The organism is Gemmata obscuriglobus, assembly GCF_008065095.1.
GTDB classification, from domain to species: domain Bacteria; phylum Planctomycetota; class Planctomycetia; order Gemmatales; family Gemmataceae; genus Gemmata; species Gemmata obscuriglobus.
Genome location: NZ_CP042911.1, coordinates 8,038,096 through 8,060,749 on the forward strand (window position 1 = coordinate 8,038,096; position 22,654 = coordinate 8,060,749).

At 71.1% G+C, this 22,654-nt stretch carries 12 protein-coding genes and 1 pseudogene; 3 read left to right on the top strand and 10 right to left on the bottom strand.

The features are described from left to right. Positions 1 to 121 precede the first annotated feature (121 nt). Complete coding sequence (locus tag GobsT_RS33345) at positions 122 to 628, top strand: hypothetical protein (protein WP_010049378.1); 507 nt, start codon at positions 122 to 124, stop codon at positions 626 to 628. Positions 629 to 753: 125 nt separating this feature from the next. Then, positions 754 to 1,299, top strand: coding sequence for a DUF2617 family protein (locus tag GobsT_RS33350; protein ID WP_010049375.1), 546 nt, complete (start codon positions 754 to 756; stop codon positions 1,297 to 1,299). On the opposite strand, the gene GobsT_RS33355 is transcribed toward GobsT_RS33350, so the two are convergent. The 10 genes and pseudogenes from GobsT_RS33355 to GobsT_RS33405 all read right to left on the bottom strand — a co-directional run bounded on the left by GobsT_RS33355 (position 1,296) and on the right by GobsT_RS33405 (position 20,347). Beyond that, the gene (locus GobsT_RS33355) at positions 1,296 to 2,234 is read right to left on the bottom strand and encodes a nucleotidyltransferase domain-containing protein (RefSeq protein ID WP_010049371.1); all 939 of its coding nucleotides are present in this window, start codon (positions 2,232 to 2,234) and stop codon (positions 1,296 to 1,298) included. The two genes, GobsT_RS33350 and GobsT_RS33355, sit on opposite strands and share 4 nt — an antisense overlap. A 79-nt stretch (positions 2,235 to 2,313) precedes the next feature. Further along, positions 2,314 to 3,156 (bottom strand): bifunctional transcriptional activator/DNA repair enzyme AdaA, encoded by an 843-nt coding sequence (locus GobsT_RS40820; protein WP_010049370.1) that lies wholly within the window; start codon positions 3,154 to 3,156, stop codon positions 2,314 to 2,316. A gap of 130 nt (positions 3,157 to 3,286) precedes the next feature. After that, the gene (locus tag GobsT_RS33365) at positions 3,287 to 5,035 is read right to left on the bottom strand and encodes an outer membrane protein assembly factor BamB family protein (RefSeq protein WP_010052621.1); all 1,749 of its coding nucleotides are present in this window, start codon (positions 5,033 to 5,035) and stop codon (positions 3,287 to 3,289) included. A 146-nt stretch (positions 5,036 to 5,181) separates the two neighbouring features. Then, entirely contained in the window at positions 5,182 to 5,685 is a 504-nt protein-coding gene (gene tadA / locus GobsT_RS33370; protein WP_010052619.1) for a tRNA adenosine(34) deaminase TadA, read from the bottom strand. A gap of 207 nt (positions 5,686 to 5,892) precedes the next feature. Then, the gene (locus GobsT_RS33375; protein WP_010036084.1) at positions 5,893 to 8,055 is read right to left on the bottom strand and encodes a DUF7133 domain-containing protein; all 2,163 of its coding nucleotides are present in this window, start codon (positions 8,053 to 8,055) and stop codon (positions 5,893 to 5,895) included. 58 nt (positions 8,056 to 8,113) lie between these two features. After that, complete coding sequence (locus tag GobsT_RS33380) at positions 8,114 to 8,836, bottom strand: phospholipase D-like domain-containing protein (RefSeq protein WP_010036083.1); 723 nt, start codon at positions 8,834 to 8,836, stop codon at positions 8,114 to 8,116. Between the two features lie 363 nt (positions 8,837 to 9,199). Continuing rightward, positions 9,200 to 10,347, bottom strand: a pseudogene (locus GobsT_RS33385) (IS3 family transposase). Positions 10,348 to 10,494: 147 nt separating this feature from the next. Next, positions 10,495 to 15,234 (bottom strand): hypothetical protein, encoded by a 4,740-nt coding sequence (locus GobsT_RS33395; RefSeq protein ID WP_010036080.1) that lies wholly within the window; start codon positions 15,232 to 15,234, stop codon positions 10,495 to 10,497. Between the two features lie 72 nt (positions 15,235 to 15,306). Beyond that, complete coding sequence (locus tag GobsT_RS33400; RefSeq protein WP_010036078.1) at positions 15,307 to 18,594, bottom strand: hypothetical protein; 3,288 nt, start codon at positions 18,592 to 18,594, stop codon at positions 15,307 to 15,309. A 295-nt stretch (positions 18,595 to 18,889) separates the two neighbouring features. After that, positions 18,890 to 20,347 (bottom strand): glycosyltransferase family 87 protein, encoded by a 1,458-nt coding sequence (locus GobsT_RS33405; protein WP_010036076.1) that lies wholly within the window; start codon positions 20,345 to 20,347, stop codon positions 18,890 to 18,892. 168 nt (positions 20,348 to 20,515) lie between these two features. Here GobsT_RS33405 and GobsT_RS33410 point away from each other — a divergent pair, with 168 nt between their 5' ends. Then, entirely contained in the window at positions 20,516 to 22,444 is a 1,929-nt protein-coding gene (locus tag GobsT_RS33410; protein WP_010036075.1) for a hypothetical protein, read from the top strand. Positions 22,445 to 22,654: the final 210 nt, after the last annotated feature.

Below are 22,654 nucleotides of genomic sequence, written 5' to 3' on the forward strand. Positions count from 1 at the left end.
GTCAAACACCCCAATTTACCGTTGACTCCTAAATCGCCTCAATCTACCATCCTCACTATGAGGGTTCGACCGCCCGACTGGTTCAAGCTTCCCCACTTGCGGCAACGACCAGAGCGACAACTTGGCAACCGTTCTGTTGCGGACATGGAGCCGTGACCGGAAGTCGTTCGCGCCGGGCGGTCTCATTGAGGGCATCGAGATGTACAGCGTTGTTCTGATGGTTGCGGCGACGTCGGGCGGCGACATGGCTGCGTTCGGTGGTAAGGACAAGGGCGGCTGCCACGGCACGGTGGTCAGCGCCGGCTGCACCGGGTCGAGCTGCCACGGGTCGAGCTGCCAGGGCGGCGGGTTCCTCGGCCTGCGGAACGGCGGCGGCCTGTTCGGCAAGCACAAGAGCGGCTGCCACGGCAGCGAGTACGCCGGCTGCACCGGCTGCACCGGGTACACCCCGGCCCCGGCGCCGGTGGTGGTCGCCGCCCCGGCCGGCTGCACCGGCTGCACCGGGTACACTCCGGCCGGCTGCCACGGGTCGAGCTGCCACGGCGGCGGGTTCCTCGGCCTGCGTGACGGCGGCGGCCTGTTCGGCAAGAAAAAGGGCGGCTGCCACGGCGGATGCCACGGCTGGTAAGTGATCGTCTGAACAACGCGGGGTGGGGCCGTCCGGTGCGTCCGGGCGGCCCCGCTTGCGTTTGTGCGGTCTGTCGGACCGGGCTATAATCCCTCGTCGGCTCCCGACTGAGGGCGTTTCGAATTATGGGTGGCGCGCTGATCCGACCGCCGGTCGCGGAACTGCTGTTCCGACTCTACGACCGGCCGCTCCACCCCGAGCTGTTCGACGCGGTGGCCGCCCGCGCCGTCGCCCGCGACGGCGCGCAGCTCACCGTTCGCATCACGCGCACCGGGCACGCGCTGAGCTGGTCGCGGGGCCGCACGCACGTCGAAGAGGTCATCACGACGGCCGCGGCCGAGTTGCCCGGCGCCGGGCTGTGGCTGACCCGGCGGTTCGACGGCTCCCAGAGCCGCCGGGTCGAACTCGCCGGCGCCCGGTATCAGGTGTCGGCGCAGGTGGAGGTGCTGGCGCCCGAACAGTTCGTTCACGTCCACGCCGAGCTGCTGGCGGACGGCGCGCGGAAGGGGCTGGTGTTCCACTGCCGGGAGAACAACCGCGTGGGGCTGTCGCCGCTCGGTGCGGTGATCGCCGAGGCGCTGCCGCGGGCGCTCAGCGTTCACGCGTTCCACACGTTCCCGGACGAGTTCGCGGTGGTGAAGACGCAGTCGCTCATCGAGTACGCGGATTAGACCCGGCGGCGGCGGGCCGCGATCAGGAAGCGGTTCGCGCGGTCCGTGTCCGGCCGCTCCGGGAGCGTCGTGGCCGCGAACGCCTCCTGGAACACGCGGTCCAGCTCCAGCGCCCGCGCCTCCACCGCCTCGAACGGCACGTCCCCCTTCCGGATCGCCAGCAGCTCGTCGCGGTGCTCGGCCACGTCGACGCGGATGTCGCCGTCCCGCAGCGCGTGGATGCCGCTGTGCAGCAGCCGGATCAGGTGCATCGCGTGTTTCGGCTTGTACCGCCGGTCGGTCGCGAACCCCTTCTTCATCAGCCGGAACTGCGACAGCACGTACCCGGAGTACGTGCGGTACAGGTGCTTGGACAGGAACGCGGTGCGGACGCGGCGCAGTTCGTCGCCGGTCTCGTCGGCGTGGAGCACCACCGGCGACCAGAGCGTCTCCAGGATGTTCGGGTTCGCCTGAAGTGCCAGCCGCACGAACTTCTCGATCTCCCAGTCGGTCTCCTCGACGCCGTCGCCGAAGAACTCGACCTGCTCCGGCGGCTTGGTCAGCGACCAGTGCCAGTCCGCGGGCGGCAGGAACACGCCGCGGCGGTCCTCGTCGGACGACTCGGTGGCGAGGCCGAACGCCCGCGACCCGAGCATCACGCGGTACACCACGAACGCCGACACGTCCGGCCCGGCGGTCGCCGTCGCCTCGACGCTGTGGTCCTTGCGGCGCACGAGCAACTCGCCGAACTTCAGGCGGAAGGCCGCGCCGTCGAGGAACCGCACGAGGTACGGGCGGTCGTTGGACTCGGGCGCCTCGGCCACCTCGCCCACCGTGCCGGCGAGCTTGGTCCGTTCCGTGCCGGGCACCCGGCGCTCGTACCGCAGCACCACCTGCGTCCCGACCGGGATGAGGAAGTTCGGCGGCAGGTTGTCGGCCCGGTCGGATGCGAGCATGGGGCACCACGGCGAGTTACGGGAGCGAGGACGGACACGGCGCGCCCCGGCGAAGTTCGCCCCGCGCCCGCCACACCGGCTACTGCGGCTGCTCCCTCTTGGCCTCGATTTCGAGCAGCTTCTTTTTGCGGTGCAGGCCGCCGGCGTAGCCGGTCAGCGTGCCGTTCGTGCCGATCACCCGGTGGCACGGGACGATCACCGCGACCGGGTTGGTGGCGCACGCCCGCGCCACCGCCCGGCACGCGTCCGGGGCACCGATCGCTTCGGCCACCTGCTTGTAGCTCCGCGTCTCGCCGTAGGGGATCGCGAGCAGCGCGTCCCACACCCGGCGCTGGAACGCCGTAGCCCGCACGTCCAGCGGCAGGTCCAGGTGCGGTTGCGCCCCCGCCAGGTGCTTTTGAAGCTCGCCGACCCACGGGGCGAGCGGCCCGTCGGCGCGCTCGAGTGCGGCCCTCGGGAACTCCGCGCGGAGCGCCGCTTCGCCCGCCGCGTCGGTGTCGGCGAACCCGAGCCAGCAGATCCCTTTGTCCGTTGCCGCGAGAAATACCCGACCGAGCTCGCACTGCGCGGTTGTGAAGCGAATCACCAGCGCGGCCCCCTTCTGGTACTGGCCGGGCGTCATCCCGAGCTGGCCCGCGGCGCGCTCGTACAGCCGGCTGCTGGAGCCGTACCCGGCGGCGGTCATCGCGGTCGTCACCGTGTCACCTTCTTTGAGCTTCGATTTGAGGAGCTGGAGCCGGCACGCGTCCGCGAACCGGCGCGGGCTCAGCCCGACCACCCGCGTGAACACGCGCTGGAGGTGCGCGGGGCTCAGCCCGACCTGCTGGCCGAGCTGCGCGAGTGTGCGCGGCGAATCGAGGTTCGCCCGGATGTAGTCGCACAGTTCGCCGATCAGCGACACCGTTTCCGCGGTCGTTGGCATGGGGCCTCCGCGCTCACGATACGCGGAGGGGATCGGGGGCCGCTATCCGGTTCTTGCGCGGGCGGGCGAAAAGTATAAACGCAGCGGGGCGCACGGATGTCCGTGCGCCCCGCTCGCGTTGACCGCCCGATCAGTTCTTCTCGGGCTCTTTCTTCTCGGGCTCCTTCTTCGGCTCCGGCTCGCTCTTTGGCTCGCCGTCCTTGTTCAAGCCTTCCACCCCGCGGACCCGCTGGCGGCTCACTTCCGGCGCCGGCCACAGGTTGCGCATCGGTTTCGCGTACTTCGCGTTGGCGTCCCGGAGGCACACGATCAGCCCGTTGTTGGCCGCCAGGTAGACCCGGTCCGACGCGGTGTTCACCACGGGCACGTTGAACTCGCCGAAGTCGGCCGATCCAAGGGGCGCGGACCGATTGCTCGCAGCGTTCGTCGGGCGCTTGGCGTCGTATACCAGGAACCGGCCCTGGCGGTCGCGGACGTACACGAACTCCTCGTTCGCGCCGATCACGCGGTCGGCGCCGGCGTCGGACCGCCAGATGGTGTCGCCGGTGTCGCGGTTGAAGCACACCACCCCGCTGTTGTCGCCGGCGGCGTACACGCGGTCCTTCGAGACGAACGGGGCGTGGTTGTTCAGACCGCCGGTGGCGGCCCGCCACTTGACGTTGATGCCGCCCGCCAGGTTCCCGGTGGTGCCCGAGATGGCGACCAGGATGCCGTTGTCCAGGGGCACGTAGAGGGTGGTTCCCGCAGCGACCGGGGCGGCCGGGATCGCGCTGCTGAACCGCTCCTTCACCTCGGTCACCACCTTTTCCTTGCTCAGCTCCTTACCGAACGCCATCACCGTGTTGTCGTCGGCGACGGCCCACGCGCGGGTCGGGGTGAGGAGGAGCGGGTACAGGATCCGGCTGGTGAGCCCGAACTCCCAGCGGAGCGGCGGCGGCGGCGCCTTGGGCCGCAGGTCGGCCAGCGCGAGCGACGCGGCCACCGATGGGGGGATCACGCCGATCGACGGGGTCTGCTGCACGTACTGCCCCGATTCGAGCCGCAGGGTGTACGGCGGGCGCAGGGACGGGATTACGTTGATCGCCGGGGTCGGCGAGCGGTTGTCGAGGTTGTACGGCGGGACGACGCTCGGTAGCACGCCGATCGCCGGGGTCCGGGAGCCGGTGACCCCGCCGACCGGGGCCGCCGCAGCGGCCGGACGGGCGGTGATCTCGGGGTACCGGCTGGTCGCGTGTGCGGTTCCGGACGTGGGGTACCGCTTCACCAGCTCGCCGAGCGGGCTGGGGGTGTCCTTTTTGGCCCCCTGCGCGAGCGCGTCGGCCGGCGCCTTGGTGGGATCGTTCACCGGGATCGGGCGGAGCATGTCGTACACCGCGATCCGGTGCGCCCCGGCCGCGCCCGGGCGCATCCCGAGGACGCAGTACACCGACTCGTCGTCGGCCGCCAGGCCCGTCGTGGTCGGGGTGCCGAGTTCGTGAACGAACTCGGTGACCCCGGTGTACCGGTAGAACGCGTACAGCCGGGTGAGGTGCGCGCAGAACACGTACTGCGAGTTCACCGCCACCGGGTACGCGTTCCCGTACACCCCGTTCCCCAGCTTGGCGGCCCACTGGATGCGGCCCGTCAGCGTGTCCACCGCGACCAGCATCCCGCTCCGGGTCTGGACGAACATTTGGTCGTCGAAGGTCTGCACCTGAGCGACGGCGTCTTTCGTGCCCTCGACCGGGAGCACGAGGGACCATTCGGTGCGTAAGTTGAGCCGCTCGAGTGCCGCGGTGTCCGGGGGCACGGCCTTCGATGCCGTGCCGATCGGTTGGGCCGGGGCGAGGGCGGCGAGCGCCAGAACGAGGCCGGCGACCGCGCCGGAACGATGCCACATAGGTGCGACTCCAGAGCGAAGCCGGGCGCGAAACGTTCCGTTCACTTTACCACGGCCGCGCCGGCTGTGCGAGGTGCGAACCGCGTAGCGAACGTGCGAAGACGGCGGCGGCCGTGTCGGTGGCGCCGGTTGTGCGGCCGGCGCGACTACTTCTTACCCATCTCCCGCTTGCGGCGGAAAAAATCAGTGAGTGCCGCGGCGCACCGGTCCGCGAGCACGCCCCCGACGACCTGCGCGCGGTGGTTGAGGCGCGGGTCGCTCGCGATCTGGAACAGCGTGTGGCATGCCCCGGCCTTCGGATCGGTACAACCGTAAACGACCATCGGCACGCGCGCCTGGACGATCCCCCCGGCGCACATCGGGCACGGCTCGAGGGTGACGTACAGGATGCACTTCTCCAGCCGCCAGGACTTGAGGGCGGTCGCGGCCTGGGTGATGGCGATCATCTCGGCGTGAGCGGTCGGGTCGTTGAGCCGCTCGCGCATGTTGTGCGCCTGGCCGATCACGCCCAGTTCCGGGTGGACGATCAGCGCCCCGACCGGCACCTCGTCCTCGCTCGCCGCGACCGCCGCCTCGTCGAGCGCCATCTCCATGTGATGAACGTGGAACGGGTGCGCCGGGTCGGTGAACGCGAGGTCGAACGGGTTCATGCCGTTAGTGTAGCTGCAAACGCGGCATGAGGATTGGCCACAAAAAGAAGCAGAAGAGGATTGGCCACAAAAAAGCACAAAGGGCACAAAAGCAAACCGAAGACAAAGAGAAGCACTTTTAAACTCACTTCTCTGTCTTCGTCTGTGGTTCCTTTTGTGCCCTTTGTGCTTTTTTGTGGCCAATCCTCTTCTGCCTTGGCAACCCGCCTACTTCGCCAGTTCGTTGAGCGTGTAGTACGCCTCGGCGTGGAGCAGCGGGCGGCCGTCGCGGCTCTTGATGTCGTCGGCCCGGATCGCGAACACGCGGCCCTTCTTCAGCCCCGACACCGGCACCGTCAGTGTCTTCCCATCCTTTGAAAGCGTCGCCGCGCCGACCGTTTCGGCGCGGAGGTCGACCTCGGGGCCGCCGTAGTTGCTCAGGTACTGGTACGTGTACGAACTCACCGTGACGGACTTCTCAAGCGTCGCCGGGTCAACGGGCGTCGTGAAGGTCAGCGCGAAGCCGTCACGGGTCAGGCCGATGTGGTGGATCTCGAACGGCTCGGTCCCGGTGTACACCACACGTTGCAGCCCGTAAGGCTTGCCGCCGAGCGACCCCCACCCGCGGTTCGTCTGGCCCGCGAACAGGCTGCCCCCGTCCGGGCTGAAGGCGATCCGGTTCACCCCGCACTGCAACCCGGCGCGGAACGGGAAGCACGCGCCCTGGTACACGCCGTTCACCCGCTCCAGCGCCACTCGCATCACGACCGCGTTGGTCTGGTCGCCGACGAAGCACTGCCCCGCGAACGGGCCGAATTTGCCGCCGGTGGTGTCCCACACCGGTTCCGTCACCGACTTCCCCATCCGGCCGTAGGGGAACCAGATGCACGGCGGGTCGAGGTCCGGGTACACCGGGACCGGCCGCACCCAGGGGAGCGTGCGCCCCAGGTCGTTCCACTTCTTGAGCGCGGGCTGCGTGCCGTCGTACCACATCCCGCTCGCCACCGTCTCGGGCACCTTCCCGGCGAACGGCGAGTCCTTCACCCACCGCAGCCCCGCCTGGTGGCCGTAGAACTTGCCCTGCTTCAGGTGGTGCATCTTGTTCGTGACCACCCACTCGCCCTGGTTGTCGCAGTAGAAAAGCTCGCCGTCCGGTGCGAAGTTGATGCCGTTCGGCGAGCGCAGCCCGTAGGCGAACGGTTCCATCTTGCCGTCCGGCGACACCTTGACGCACCACCCGCGCCACGGGGCCTTCGCCTGGTGCCCGCCGCCGAACCCGACGTTCAGGGTGATGAAGAAGTTGCCCTGCTTGTCCCGCGCCGGGCCGAACGCGTACTCGTGGTAGTCGCCGCTCACGCCCCACTTGTCGCACACGGTCTGGAACTGGTCGGCCTTATCGTCGCCGTCTGTGTCGGTGAGTTTGGTGAGCTCCGGGCGCTGGATCACGTACACCGCGCTGTTCGCCTCGACGTACAGCCCGAGCGCCTCGTGCATTCCGGAGGCGTATTTGGTCATCTTGACGTCGGCGGGGTTGTCGGCGGTCGGGTTGTGGATCAGCCAGATTTCGCCGCGGCGCGTGCAGGCGAGCAGCTTGCCGTCCGGCCGGAACGCCAGCCCGCCGACTTCAAGAACGCAGTCGGCCGGGAGGGGGATCGTAACGACCCTGTAGTGCAACTCCTCGCCCTTTGCGGCGGCGACCGCGGCTTCGCCCTTCGGCGGGAAGTCCCGGTCCAGCCGTTTGCGGACGGTCGCGGGAACGATCTCGGGCAGTTCCGGGTTCGCGTACACGGCCCACTCGCCGGCTTCCTGGCACACCTTGATGAGGATCTCGTTGGCCCCCTCCTTGATGTCGGCGACCGCACTGTCCTGGTCCGCGGCGGCCGCGCGGGTGTGCTGCTCGTGCAGGATTCGTTTTCCGTTCACGAACACGCTGATGTAGTCGTCGCTGCCGAAAGAGAGTGGGAGCTTGAAGGCCCGGGGCGACTCGAACGTGTGATGGAGGTACACGACCGCGTTGGCGCGCACGTCCGGGAAGAGCTTTTGCAGGTTCACGACCCGCCCGAGCTGGAAACCGGTGTACTCCTTCCAGGTCACCTTCGCCCCGCTCTTACCGGCGTAGGCGGCCTTCAGATCGACCTTTTTCTCGGGCGGGTAGGCGAAGTCGAACCCGGCCTTATCGGTGTTGTCGAACGGCCCCGCGTAATACCACTTACCTTCGAGATTGGGGAGCCCGTACGATTTGAGCGTGGCCCGCGCACTGTCGGCGCGGTTGCCCTTGTTGACGTACTCCCCGTCCAGGGGCTTTTCCTTCGGCGGTTGTGCGCCCGTGAGCGGTACGAAGGCAAGACCGGCGGCCAGCGCCACCGTGAGGAGCGCGGACAGGGAGTTCATCGGCGACTCCGAAAGACTGAGTGGAAGCGGTTGGCAGGATGAAGACGAGTGTACCCGCTCAGAACCGGGCCCACAACCGCGCGAACTCGGCCGCGAACGCGGCGACCAGCGCGGCGTCGGCCGTGTCCACGATGTTCTCGTAGTTGAGGTCCGCGGCGCCGCGGGTCCAGTTGTAGCTGCCGTTGATGAGCCGCACGCCGTCGAAGACGGCGAACTTGTGGTGCATGTGTCCGTTGAGCCCGGCGTCCGCGGGGCCGTGCATGTCGTCGGTTTTCACTGGGATGCCGGCCTCACGGAACTTCTGGACGTCCGACCCGGCGTCGTGCTGCTTCTCGTTGTCGGTGATGATCCGCACGGCCACCTTGCGCCGGTGCGCGTCGAGGATCGCGCGGGAGATGCGGTCGTCGGTGACGGTGAACACGCACACGTCGGCGGTGCGGCGGCACTGGTTGAACCGCGCAACGATTTGCTGAAGGCACCGCTCGCCGGGCGCGAAGTACGCTTCGTCGCCGGCGGCTGCGGCGGGCGAGGCGCCTCCCGGCGGTTGCACCGGGGCGATCACCTTCATGATGTCTTCGAGCCACTCGATGAGTTCGCTCGCCGCCGGGTCCGCGACGGCCGCGCGGGCCACCTCGAACGCGGTGTGCCGGACCAGCCCGCGGTGCTGGTCGGACTTCACGTTTTTGGCGAGCCAGTCGGCGAGCGCGGACTTCTCGCCGCCGGAGAGCTTGCGGTCCGCGAGTGACTGCGTGAGGAAGCGGGTGAGGTCGTCGGGGTTCATGTGAGGTGTTGTAGCTACTCGGCCTGCGAAGCCCCACGCGCGATAGAAGCGGCTACCACATCCGCTTGGGAGAGGAGCGTGTGGTCCGTTCATGGCTTCGCCTTAAACGTCGGTGCCATTGGGCCAAAGGGACGCGATTCGCTGAGAAAAACACGTACTTCTCCCGGAGTATGCTCACTCGGTAACGGCTTCCAAGATGCTAAAGGGGGACGGTCGCCAGAGGGCCGAAGAGGGGTGGCCGCAAAAAAGCACATAAGGGGTGTGGTCCCGTTACTGCGCTGTTTACACGGCCAATTGCATGGGGGGGTGGGGTTTCGGGTCGGGAGTCTAGATCTGGAGTTCCCCACGGAAAGTGGACAGCTTTTAGCGGTGGGTTGGGTTATGCGTTCGTTCGTACTCGTCTGGGGCAACGTAGTCCAGAGCGGAGTGCCGTCGGACCCGGTTGTAGAACGTCTCGATGTACTCGAAGATGCTCGCCTTGGCCTGCTCGCGGGTGGCGTAGTCCTCGTGGTGAACGAACTCCTTCTTCAGGCTGGCGAAGAACGATTCCATCGGCGCGTTGTCCCAGCACTGCCCGACCCCGCTCACGCTGCACACGATCCGCTCCTCTCGGAGCCGCCGCGGGTCATGTTCGCTCGCGTACGGGCTCCCGCGATCCGAATGCGCCACCAGAGCTGAACGCGAAGACCCCTTGAGACGAGCGCCCAGAGCCATCTCCAGGGCATCCACCACCAACCGGCTGGTCGTCGTCCCGTCCATCGACCAACCGATCACGCGGCGGCTGAACAGGTCTCCCACGGCCGCCAGGTACAGCCACCCCTCGCGGGTTGGGATGTACGTGATGCCCGCACACCCGCGGGCGTTCGGCTGGTCTGGGTCGAACGCCCGAGCCAACACGTTCGGGGCCACCGGGTGTGCGTGATTCGAGTCCGTGGTCTGGCGGAATTTCCGCTTGGTTCTTGCGGCGATTCCGGCCTCACGCATGACTCGGGCCACGACGTTCACGCGGCACGCGTGCCCGCTCGCCACCAGTTCGGCGTGGATGCGTGGGCTGCCGTACCGGGCCTTCACCTCTTCGGTCAACTCCTCGTGTCGAACCTCGGCGGCACGGGGCTCCCGCGACCGCCACGCGTACAATCCGGACCGCGACACCCCCAGCACCCGGCACATCCGCACGATCGGCCACTCGGCCTTGCGTACCTCGATCCAGGCGAACGTCAGTTCGTCTGGATCGAGGGACGCCGACGCATTTTGAGGATGTCGCGCTCCATCTCCAGCCGCTTCACCTCGGCCCGCAGCCGCCGGTTTTCGTCCTCGAGCGGTGTGAGATGGCCGGATCCGGGGAACGCACTCGGCCCGTCCTTGGCGAGCGCCTTCTTCCACGTGTGAAGCCGGTTCTCCGAGACGCCCAGCCGACGCGCGGCCTCCGCAACCGAGAGCTTCTGCTCCGTAACCACCTTCACCGCCGAGAGCTTGTACTCGGGCGCGTACGTCTTCCGCTTGCCAGCCATCGGTGTCTCCCTTAATGCTTGGAGTTTACACCGCTTTCCCGCTGTCCACCATTCGTGGGGAACTTCAGATCCCCCAGCATGAATAACGGAACGGCCCCGCCCGGTATACGGTTGACGAGATAGCCCAACTCACCCCCTCGTCCGTCGCTACCGCCCCGGCGGGAGTGGTACCAGTTGCACCCGCAGCCCCGGCGCCGGCGGGCCAGCGGCGTGGTACCGGAGTTCGTCGGCCCGTGCCGGCGACCACCCGCGGCCGGTAGCGGGGCGCGCGGTCCACCCCGGGGCCGGTCGCACGCGCACGTCGACCGACGTGAGCCGGCCGTTCGGGACCGCCGGAACGGCCGGTTCGAACGGCCATTCGGCTCCGGGCCTGCCGCCGGGATCGAGCGTCCCGGTCCATTCGAACGCCCCCTCGCGGGCGCCGGCTCGGAGCCACACTTGCACCCGCTCGCCGGACCGGCCCCACCCGGACACGTCCGGGCCGCGCACCTCCAGCACCTGCACCGCGGGAACCGAAAACTCGAACAGCGCGACCGGTGCCTCGCTGCTCCACGAAAGATGCCCGTTCGCGTCGGCGCGGGTCGGCCCGACAGCCCAGGCGGTGGACGAGAGCACCCGGGGGGCCTCACCCGTGCGCAACACGGGCCGCAGTTCGGCGGCCGCGCCGGGCGCCGGGCGGAACGCCCGCGGCAGTTGGTTCGGGTCGAGCTTCAGGTCCGTTACCGGAACGAAGTCGCGCAGCGCGTCGGCCGAAAAATCGATCACCCCGGTGCGGCCGACCTCCTCCACCGCAACCCGCGTCGGGCGGAGCGCGTAGACGGGGTCCGTTTCGCCCTTCACGGACCCGAACACCACCCGCGGGAACCGCAGCACCGGTTGACGGGTCAGCGGCTTACGCGGCGCGCACTCCAGCACTACCAGGAACCGACCCGCGGACGCCCCCTGGAAGTCGATCTGCAGTGGACGAACGCCGCCCTTCTCCGGTTCCAGTTGCCAGTCCCGCAGCGCGGGCGCCGTGCCGAGCGCGTCGGGCGCCCGGACCGCGACCCGCAGCACCTCCAGTTCCGCCGGGACGTCGACCCGCAGCCCCGGAACGGTGCCCTGTTCGACCCGCACGAGGTACGCGGCCGTCAGCTCGGCCCCGCCGTCGGTCACGTCCCACACGCACGCCTCGCGCACCTTGATCGCGGCGGCCCCGTCCACGCCCTCGCGCCATCGGAGGTGAACGTGCTTCACCGCGCCGAGGTCCGCCTCGATCGTGGTCCGCTCGCCCGCGGTGGCCGTCGTCTGACGGCCGAGTCGCCCCACCGATTGCGGTTGACGCGCCGCGCCGGGCAGCACCGCTGTCAGCTTCGTGTCGGGCACGTCTGGCGTCCCGAACCGCAGCTCGCGCTCGGCCCCGGACGCAGTAACGGTCGCGGCGAACCGGATGTCGATCTCGTACCGACCCGCCGCACCCAGCGGAACCGCGTACGTGTCGGGCTTGGGAGCGGTTGCGAACGCCGGCGCCCCGTTCACCGTCACCCGCTCCAGCCGCGCGTCCCCCAGCGGAAGCGTGAGCACGTTGTCCCCGGGGCGGAACGCATGCACAACGAACCGTGCCGCGACCCACGCCCCGGTGTCGTCGGCCCGCACGTCGTAAGTCACCGCCGTGACCACTGGAGGTAACGGGGCGGGGTGGGCGAGCGCGTCGAGCCGCTCCAGCAGCGCATTCGCAGCGGTCACCTCCTCGGCGCCGCCGGCCCCGGTGCCGATGAAGACGGTGACCGGAACCGGCGGTTGGGCGATCAACCCGAACGACCCGAGCGCCAGCGTGCCGACCAGGATCCCGGCGGCGACCGCACGGCGGGCGGCAGCCCACACAAGTGCGCGGGCGAACCCAACGGGCGCGGCGCACAGCACCGGCCACGCGATCCGCGCCCACCACGGCGACCCGAACTCCGCGGCGCCAAGCGCGGCCGCCGCAACGGCCCCGAACACGAGAGCCCCGCGCGCCCGGCCGGCGCCCACAACCCCGAGCGCAACCACGACCGCGGCCGCCACCGCCGCGACGGCGTCGGCGGTGCGCACGGCCCCGACCCGTACCCACCCGTCGTCGGACCGGATAACGAGCGCCGGCGGGCCGCTGGTGATCGGCCCGCCGAGCAGCGGCGGGCCGTCCGCAACGGCCCCGTCCGGGCGCGCCGGCCACCCGGGCAACACCCCATCCGCGAAGCTCCACCACCGGCGCACCGGCGGGTCGCCCGGGACCAGCGGTACCGGACTGGTGACCGTCCGGGTCGGCCACCCCGGCTCAGCGGGTAGGCGGTATCGTACCTCGAACCGCACCGCATCGCCGACGGGGATCGGGACCGACAGCGCTCCGCCACGCACGGCGCACGCGGCCGGGCTAAGCCAGCGCCCGTTGACGCACACCCCGCGCACTTCTGCACGGTGGGGCAGTTCCACTGGCAGCGTACCGCCCCCGGAGTCGCGCACGGTCGCCCCGAACGCCGCAACTATCTCATCGGGGCCGCGCACTGCGGTGAGCAAATACGCGCCCGTCGCCTGTAGCCCGGCCGCCACGGGCGCCGGCCGCACGCGCAGCTCGGCGCCTTTCAGCTCGGCCGTCGCGCGCCCGCGAAGTGCGGCGGCCAGTTCGACCCGGGTGTTCTGGTCGGCACCGACCAGTCGCGGCACTCCGAGGACAAAATCGTCCGTCCCGAGTGGCGGGCCGGGTGCAACCGTCTCGAGCACGGCGGCGCCGGCCACCGGCCGCGCGAACCGCACGAGCCAGAACGTGCCCGCGCCACCCGCGCCGACCCGCGCGGGGGCACCGACGAGGTTCGCGAGCCCGTCGATCGTTCCCAGGAAAGGGGGCTCGATCAGCGCGGGCGGAATCGGGATCGCGCTCGCGGCGTTCTCGGCCGGGCCGGTGAGGCCCCACGTCCGGCCGTCGTCGGGCGGGCCGGGCACGAACACCAGCGCCTCGGTGAGCGCGCCGCCGGCCGCGGAAAGAGAAACGCGCGTGGTCGCGAGCCACCGCCCGTCGGCCGTTCCCAGCGACACGACGGCGTCGGCTCTCAGCACCGGCGCCGCGGGCGCCAGTACGAGCGTGCCGGCGGGCTCCTTCGCGCGGTAGGTGTAAACGGCCCGGGCGTCGGCGGGAGCATCGGTCGCGAGCCAACCCCACAGCCCCGCCGGCGTCGCTCCGGCATCGGGTCGAAGCTGTGGCACCCAGGCGGGTGCGACCGAAACGCTGAGCCACCCGTCGCGCTCGGTCGCGCCGGCCACGGCGAACGTCGGGAACGGCACCGGCGTGCCGGGCCGCGCTCCCGGACCGCGGAACTCGAACCGTAGCTCGGCTTGTTGGCCGGCGAGCAGCGGGCGCGCCAGTTCGATGACCTGGCCGTCCGCCCACGGGGGGCCGATGTGTGCGACGAGTTCGTCCGTCCCGGCTGCGCCGCGGTCGAGGGCGAACCCCGGCGGCGGGCGCACGGTGAGTTGGAAAAGCGCCCCGCGGGTCGCCCGCACGCCCACCCGGGCGACGAGGAGCGATGCCGCCGGTCCCGGGAACCACTCCAACCGCTCAAAGGTGTTGAACGCGCTCTCGGGGTTGGTCAGGCGGATCGACGGCATCCGGCGGAACGGGGCGTTGCTCCCGGGGGCCATCAGCGCGCCGCTGAGCGAAAGTACCCGCGACAGATCGGTCGCCGTAACCGCGTCCGTGAGGTGGTAGTCCCCCGGCGCCCACGACCCGATGTTCAGCCCGGGGGCCACTCGCAGTTCAACGGACTCGCTCTCGGTGACGGCGCCGAGCGGGCGGACCGCGGGCAGCGGCGCGTCTGCGTGGCGGGCGGCGTCCGGGAGCGGCGCGACCGCGGTGACGAGCACTTTCCCACCGGGGCCGGGCTGCCGCAGAGAGACCGTAACGCGGCGCGGGCCGCCGGGCGCCGCAGGCGGCCCGACGGACCACCCGGCGCCGTTGTTCGCGATCACCTCGGTGACGCGCAGACCCGGGTCCGCGAGGAGCGTCCACTCTCCCACCGACCCGCGCACCGGGCGCAGCTCGTACTCGAACGCCGCGGTGAGTTGGTGCGGGCTCAGCTCGTACTTCGCGACCAGCGCCGCCGTGGCCCCCGCGGACGCCGCAGCCGTGGCGCGGACCGCGAACTCGAGCCGGGGCCGGCCGCCGAACTGAAACCGCCACCGCTTCCGGCCGGGCTTGCCCTCGGCGGCGAAAGGGCCGGTGAGGAGGGCGTCGGTGAGCGGCGCGGGCACCTGGTCGTCCAGCAGTTCCAGATCCAGCGCCGCCGACGCGCACGTCGGCACCTTCAGGTCGAACCGTCGTTCACCGGGTTCCGCGGTGCCCGCGAGGGACCACCGAAACTGGAGCGCCTGGCGCCCTTCACGGGTGACCCACACCGCCGGTGCCGCAGCCCCGGCCGGGACGGCGAGCACCGCGGCCCCGTCGGCGCCCCACCGCGGAGAGCGGACCGCCACGCGCAACGGGTCGAGCGACAGGAACGCGGCGCCGCCGGTCGCGTTCAGCACCCCGAGCGTCGCGGTGCCGACGAGATCGCCGCCGTCGATTGCGGCCGTGTAGTTCGCTTCGACGATTCGCGGCGCGTGCTTCGCTCGCGCGACGGCCCGACCCGCGGCCCGCACCCGGGCTTCAAATTCGCTGCGCGGCAGGCGGAGAACCGGCCCCGGTTCGAACTCTTTCAGCAACTCGGGAAGTTTGGCGGCCGGGGCGCGGACCCGGCGGATCGGGAACGGGTCGTCGGCCGGGGTCGCGTCGAGGGCGCCGCGCACGGCGGCACCGACGGGCGGGCGCGGCGCCGCCCCGAGGGCGGCACCGGCCGCGCACGCGAGCGCCAGAATCAGCCAGCCCGACCTGGACATCATACGCGCCACCGATCCGCTTACTCCCCGTCGGCGCCGCGCCGGCGGGCTCATGGCGTTTGGTAACCGAAGCTGCTATGCGCCGCTGCCTGTGGGGGCGGGTGTGCCGGCGCCCCCCGGGCGGCTCGGCGCCGACGGCGACGGCGGGATCGTCGCGCTGGCGGTCGGCGCCGGGAGCGTGCGCGTGAACCCGGGCAGGTACCGGACCCGGCGCCGCACCTCCCACCGCACCGCCGCTTGCACCGCGACCGCGGCCAACCCGAACACGAGCCCCGGTTGCGCCGCCGCAACCGCTTGGGCCGCCGGCTGCGGGTACAGCACCACCGCCACCGCGAACCCGCCTCCCAGCGCCGCAATCGTCAGCGCCGCGGCCACCGGGTTGAGCCACGCCAGCAGCACCACGAGCAGGAACACCACCAGCGAGCACACGACCAGGACCGCGGTCCACGGGGCGCGGGCCACCCGCACCGGCTCGGGGCCGAGCTGTCGCGCCGCCAGCGGCTCGCCCTCTTGGAGCGGTGCCGGGGCGCCCGACAGGGGCTCGTCCCCGGACGTGAACCAGCGCTCCAGCTCGGCCCGCGGGGCGGCCGACGGCGCGAACACCGGCCCGCGCCACCGCCACCGTAGCTCCGGGCGGGTCCGCCCCCCGAGCAGCAGCGGGGCCGAACCCGACGGCTCGGTGATCAGCCAGCGGACCGGACCGGAGTACGCCGCGGCCGTCACCCGCGGCGGGACGTAGAGCGTTTCCCCGACCGCCTGGCGCGTTCCGGGTAGCGCGTACTGCACCTCCAGAACCGCGGCGCGCCCGGCCGGCAGTTCGGGCCGGGATACGCGGAACAGCCGCCCGCCGTTCGCCTCACCGGCCGGCTGTAACGGGGCGGTCAACCCGTCCAGACGGGCCGTCGGGTTGGGACCGGTTTCGTTCGGCAGCCACACCTCGACCGCCGGGGCGAGCCACCGGACGAGCCGGAACCGCGCGCGGTAGCTGACGCTCCCGTCCTCGGTGGCCCCCGCTTCGACCAACGCGCGATCGATCCACACGGCGGCGGCCGATTCCGGCGGCGCGGGGTGCAACTCCACCGCGAACGGGTGCTCCGCGGACGCGCCGAGTGTGAGGGCAGGGAGCGTGTCGCGCTCGGGAATCACTTCAGGGGGCAGTTCGCGCCACCTCGGGGCGGCGGCGCTCACCGTTCGCCCCGTCATCGAGTTGACCCACACGCGAACCGTCGCCTCGGTGCGCGCCGCCTCGGCCGGCCAAAACAGCCCCACCGGCACCGCCACCGGCCCGTCGGTACGTTCGGGCAGCGGGAGCGCGAAACTGATCCGTACGGTGTGATCGGCCGTGTCGGCGATCGGAACGAACGACCACACGCCGGGTGAAAGGGCGTCGAGGGCGGGAACGGTCTTCAGCCCCAGCGCGTCGGCGGGGCCGCGGAGCCGCACCGGGCGCGAGAACCCGTCAACCGCGCGCAACCGGAGGGTTTGAGACACCACCAACTGGCGCTCGCCCACGGTCACGTCGGCGCGCACCTCTGCGGTCACATCTGGGCGGGGCTGGCGCCAGCTCAGCGCGACCCCGGCGGCCCCGAGTTCCGCCCGACCGGTTACGGAAACGGGCACCTTTGGCGGCGTGCCGTCTGTCCCGGGCACGGCCCCCAGCGCCGCGCCGGCCGCCGCGATGTGATCACCTTCGCGGTCGCGCCAGGAGCCACGCAGCTCCAACCCGTCGGGTACGACTGCGGTGACGGTCGTGTCCCGCTCCAGGGCCTTTGGGAACCGCGGCAGCGGGACGGTCGTTGCGCTGCTACCCGCCGGCACCTCCACGGCGCCGACCAGCACCACGCTGAACGGCTGTTTGGTGGGGCGGGCGAGGCGCACCGTGACCGGGAGCCACGCGCCATCCCCCTTCCCCTGCCCGACGCCCTGCACGGCCTCGGGATCGAACTCGGACTCCAGCCCCCGCCACTCGGCCGGCACCTCGACGGTGAGGGCGTCGAGTTCCGTGCGGATCGGCCTGACGTTGATTTCGGCCCGCACGCGCCAGCTCGCACCGCTCTCGGCGAGATCGAGGCGGTACACCGGCCGCACCCGCACCGCGCCCTCGACGGGAAGCGCTTCGACGGTCAGCAGCGGAACGTCCACCGGAGCCGAACCCGTCGGGCCGGTGGTGAGCTTGAACTGTGCGACGCTGAGCTCCTCGTCCGCGCCCCCCCCGGCCGGGTCCGCACGCCGGAGGTCCGGCCCGTGTCGGAATATGAACCGGTGGTGCGGTCCGGTCTTCACGGTCACCGTCCCGGTCTGCCGCAGCACGTCGAGTGCCCCGAACGGGCCGACCGGGACCGGCTCCGACATCGTTCCGGCCTTCGGCCGCGACTGGCGCACCACGGCGGTGACCAGCCAGTCGGCACCGGTCGAGTCGGCGGGCAGTGCGATCCTCCAAACGGGCTTGCCCGGCTCGCCCGGTCGGATGACGACGGGCAGTTGAGCGGGACCGGTCTCCCCGGCCGCCGCGACCCGCTCCACGCTCACATCGGCGGCCGGCGGCGCGACGAGCTTTAGCTCGCGCCCGGGGCCGCGCACCTTGAACTTCGCCGTCGATTCGGCGAACCCGTCGGTTAACACGACGCCCACGTCGAGGTCGGCGCTCGACACCTGATCCGCGGGCTGCGCGGCCGCCGCGGGCGGGTCCCAGACCACCTCCAGCGATTCCACCGGGCCGAGCGGGAAGCCGCCCCCGGCGTCGTTCGGGGCCAGTTGCTTCGCGTCCACGGGGAAGCGCCGCGGTTCGGTCAGCTTGGGCGGGTCCGGCGTTTTGGTGATGAGGGCGAGGCGCTTGACGTCACCCGGCATTTCGACGGCGAGCTTCGTGACCGGCGCACGCGGGAGCCCGAACTCGAACCCGATCTCCGCCTTCGTGCCGCGCGCCGTGACCGGGGCCTCGAGGTCGAGAACGAGGGCGTGGGCTCCGGCGGACTCGACTAGCACCGCGAGCCCGTCGTCGGCGGTTTCGAGTACCGGCTGCTTGGCCCCGTCGAGCGCCGCGCCGGTGGCGAACGCGCGGCGCCCGCCCAGCGCGACCGCCGCGTTGGGCTGGGCGGTGCGGAACGTGTACGTGAGCTTCAGTGCGGCGACGAGCTGGTCGCCGCGCTTCTCGAGGCGGCCGCCGATGACGCACTCGTGCGGCGCAACCGGTTTGCGAGCAGCGAGTTCCTTTCTCAGGGCCTCGGCCCGCTCGGACAACTTTTGAAAGTCCTGCGGGCTGAGCGTCACACCGTCCGCCACCCCGAGCAGGAGGAACGTCCCGTCCGGGAGTTTCACCGCGAGCGACTTGGCGTCGGCCTTATCGCCCTTGGCTTCGGGCAACTTCTTGGACGGTTCCCCGACGGGCGGTTGAGCAGATAGGGCGGCCGAAGCGATTATCAGGGTGGCGAGAGCGACAAAGCCTGTTCTGCGGCTGGACGCGGGAGGGGAGAACGCCACTCTCCCGCGCGCATTCGAGTCGCAGGCGGGTTCCGCAACGCGGCTCACACCCCGTTTAAGAAACGGGGGGCCGTGAGGGATAAGGTTCTCCGCGTGTGCGGGCATGGGTCGTTCCCGTTGGCGACGGCTCCGCCATCTCCAACTCAGTATACCCAAACCCCGCAGTCGATTTGCCCCATCAAACGGGAATCGGTTCCCCGAATCCCCCGGTCGACCTGCGCAGGTCGTGCGCGCGGCCTTCTCGGCACCCCAGGACGGCGCACAGGGCGGCGGCGAGCAGCACGAACGCGCCAGTGTGGGTGCCGTACACCAGCGCGAGGTCCGCGCCCCGACCGCCGAGCAGCCCAGGCCCGGCCATCAGTACGAACGAAGCGCCCAGTGCCCCGATTACGAAGATGCGCACGCGGCGGGAGATGTTCGCCACCGCAACCGCCCAGGCGAGGGCCGCCAGCGGGAGCAGCAGTACGACCGCGTGGTGCTTCCAGGTCCGCTCGCTGAAGAGGAGCATCCCGACGCAGATGAGCCCGCACTCGGCGGCGACGCGCCAGCCGTGGCGCGGGTCGGTCGGGCCGCGCACCGGCGCCCGGCACAGCACCACCACCGCGAGCGCGAACAGGGCCGTGAGCGCCTTCACCACGACCCACGCGGCGGGCCGCCCGATGTCCGTAAGGTTGTGGTACTCGGCGGGCGTGGGGATGTCGCCTTCCGGCGTCTTCAGGTACGTAATGTAGGACGGGCTGTTGGTGAACAGCCGGTACACGAACCCTGTGACCGCCTGGTTCGGGTGCTCGGTCGTGATCTCTCCCTTGAGCAGCGGGCGCTCGACCATGAGCGCGTACCAGTCCCCCATCAGCTCGCGGTTGCGGTCGAAGCCGAACACCGCGCCCGGCACCACCACGAGCCACAGCACCAGACCGGCGAGCGAGGCGGCGAGCGCCCGCCAGCACCGCTTCCACGCGAAGTACGCGACGAACAGCGCGGGGGTCACCTTGCAGGCGATCGCGAGCGCGAGGGTGAGCCCGGCGAGCGTGTCGAGGCGGCGGCGGAACGCTTCCAGCGTGGCCGCGACCAGGAACAGGATGAAGATGTTGACGTTGTTGTGCGACAGGTCGCCGAGCAGGGCCGGTAGGCACACGACGATCGCCGCGGCTTTCGCCAAATCGAGGCGGGCGGAGCGCGTGAGCCCACCCGCATCACGTTCGCGGCCCGCCTGCGGCGGCGCGGGCTCGCCGGGCTGTTCCCCGCTCGCCCGGCACAGCCGGAACGCCCACACCACGGCCAGCGCCGCGAGCAGCGCTTTCGCGTAGAACCAGCCCAGCGCCCCGGCCGCCGGCGGCAGTGCCGCGAACGGCCGCAGCAGCACCGCCATGATCGGCGGGTTCGGGTACTCGTTGCGGCCGACGTAGATGTTCTCCCCGGCGAATACCCCGTTCACCATCTCGCGCCACCGCAGGAACGCCGACCGGGTCTGCTGTCCGGTGTCACCCGGCTTGGCGATCTTGGCCGCGTACTTCACGCTCATCAGCACGACCACGACAGCCAGCAGCCCGACGAACCCGGCCCGCACCCGGGCGGGATTCGTTGCGTGAGCGGTGCGGAGCCATCCGGCGAACCGCGAGAACGACAACAGACGCACGCTCCACCCCCTCCCGGCCACAAGGAAGCGGGATCATCGCGCAGACCGACCGTCGTGGTCAACCCGAAGCTCGTGCCACCCGTGGCGCGGCGGCGCGGTCTTGACCTTGCTCGGTTCGTCGGGTTGCTGCTAGGCTCCCGCCCGGAACTGCGGCAAGGACCTGAACTCATGAACGATACGCCGACCGGCGGATTCCGCGAGCAGCCCGCGTGGCTGGTGGCCGCGGCGGTGGTTGTGGTGGCACAAACCGGGCTGGCGCTGGGGCTGTTCGGCCCCGGCCGCCCGTGGGCCGCGGTGACCGACGACCGCCCGATTGTGTCGGGGCGGCACCCGCTGCACCTGTACCACGGGACGCTCGGCGCCGCGGCGTTCCGCGACCACCGGAACGCCACCTGTTACGACCCGGCGTTTCAGGCCGGGTACCCCAAAACCCCGGTCTTCGACGGCGGCAGCCGGCCGGCGGAGCTGTTCGCACTGGTGGGCGGCCCCGGGTACCGCCCGGCGGCGTACAAGGTGGGCGTGCTCGTCTTCCTGATGCTAATCCCCGGGGCCTTCATCGCGGCGGCCCGCGGGGCGGGGCTGCCCGCCGGCCCCGCGGTGCTGACCGGGTGCTTCGGGGTGCTGCTCGCGTGGTGCCCGGCGGTCCGGGCGATGCTCGAGGAGGGGCAACTCGACCTGCTCGGCGCCGGGCTGGCGGCGGCGGTGTTCGTGCCGTGGCTCGGCCGGTACGCGCGATACCCGGGGCCGGAGCCGTGCCTGGTGCTCGCGGGGCTGGCGCTGGCGGGCTGGTACGCGCACCCGCTGGTGTGGGTCGGGCTGCTCCCGGTGATGTTCGTGTTCTACCTCGTGTTCGCGCCGCAGCACGGCCCGGGGTGGCACCTCGGGCTCGCCGGGATCGTTTCGTTCGGCGTCGTGCCCAACACGTGGTGGCTTGTCGACTGGGGCAAATACTGGTGGCTCCGGCAGCCGTCGTCGAGCGACCACATCCCGTTGCCGTCGTGGGAGGCGGTGCTGGGCGCCCCGGCCGACTATGCGGCCCTGTGCGGGGGCCTGCCCGGCGGCGCGGTGGTGCCGCTGGTCGCGTTCGGCGGGCTGGTGCTGCTGTGGGCCGGCGGGCACCGGGCCGCGGCGTGGTTGTCCCTGCTGACCGCGGTGCTGGCGGTGTGCGCCGCGCGGCTGGCGGCGACGTGGCCGCGGGTCCCCCCGGAGGTGCCTGCGCGGGTGGCCCCGTTCGCGCTGGCGCTGCTCGCCCCGGCGGCGGCGTTCGGCGTGTGGGAGGTGATGCGGCGGGCGCGGGCGGCTGGTGCGGGCGTGGCGCTCTGCGCGGCGGCGCTGTTCCTGGTGGGCTGGGCCGACGGGCCGGGCGCGCCGTTAGCGAACCTGATGGGCGTGCGCACGCAACCGTTCCTGTTGGGACTCACGCCCGAGCAGCAGCGGCTCGTGGGCGCGCTCCGCGAGCACACCACGCCCGCGGCCCGCGTCTTGTGGGAGGAGGCGGGCGAGCGGCCGGGCGGGAACTGGTCCGTGCTGCTGCCGCTGTACACCGGCCGGGCGTTCCTAGGGGGGCTGGACACCGACTCGGAGATCGACCACGGGTACTGCGGGCTCCGGAACCAGTGCCTGAGCGGGCGCCCGCTCGCCGAGTGGACCGACAAGGAGCTGTCCGAGTTCTGCCGCTGGTACAACGTGGGCTGGGTGGTGTGCCGCACCGCGGGCACCGCGGAGCGGTGGGAGCGGTGCGCCGAGGTGAACGAGCGGGGCGAGAAGAAGCCGCTCGCGAGGGCCGTCACGCGGTTCACCGAGAACGGCCAGCCCGTGGTGCTGTTCGCGCTCGACCGCCCGCTCACGTTCGTGCTCGACGGGCGCGCCGTACTGGAATCGGCGGACGCGAAGCGAATTGTGCTGACCAACGTCGAGCCGAACGCACTCGGCTACGTCGACCTGAGCTTCCACGATTTCGGTGGGCTGCACGCGTACCCGAGCTACGTGAAGCCCCTCAAGTGTTCCAACCCGGTGACGCGGGACCCGGTGGACCACATCCGGCTCTCCGTGCCCGGCCCGGTGCCCCGCATCGTGCTCGTGTGGGAGCACCCGTAAGCACCGGGACTTGGGGCCACGTCCTTTGGCGGGCCGGGGGGATCTCGGCAACCCTCCGCCCGCACACTTTCCGGCCAGTTTGTCTCAAGCGCTATTGACCGGCTGCGGCGCGCGGGTATGCCCACGTCCCAAGCAGAAACACTGTTCGCGAGGGCCGGTCCGGTTCCGGGGGGAATCGGGCCGTTCGGCGCGCCACTGTCTAGGACGGAC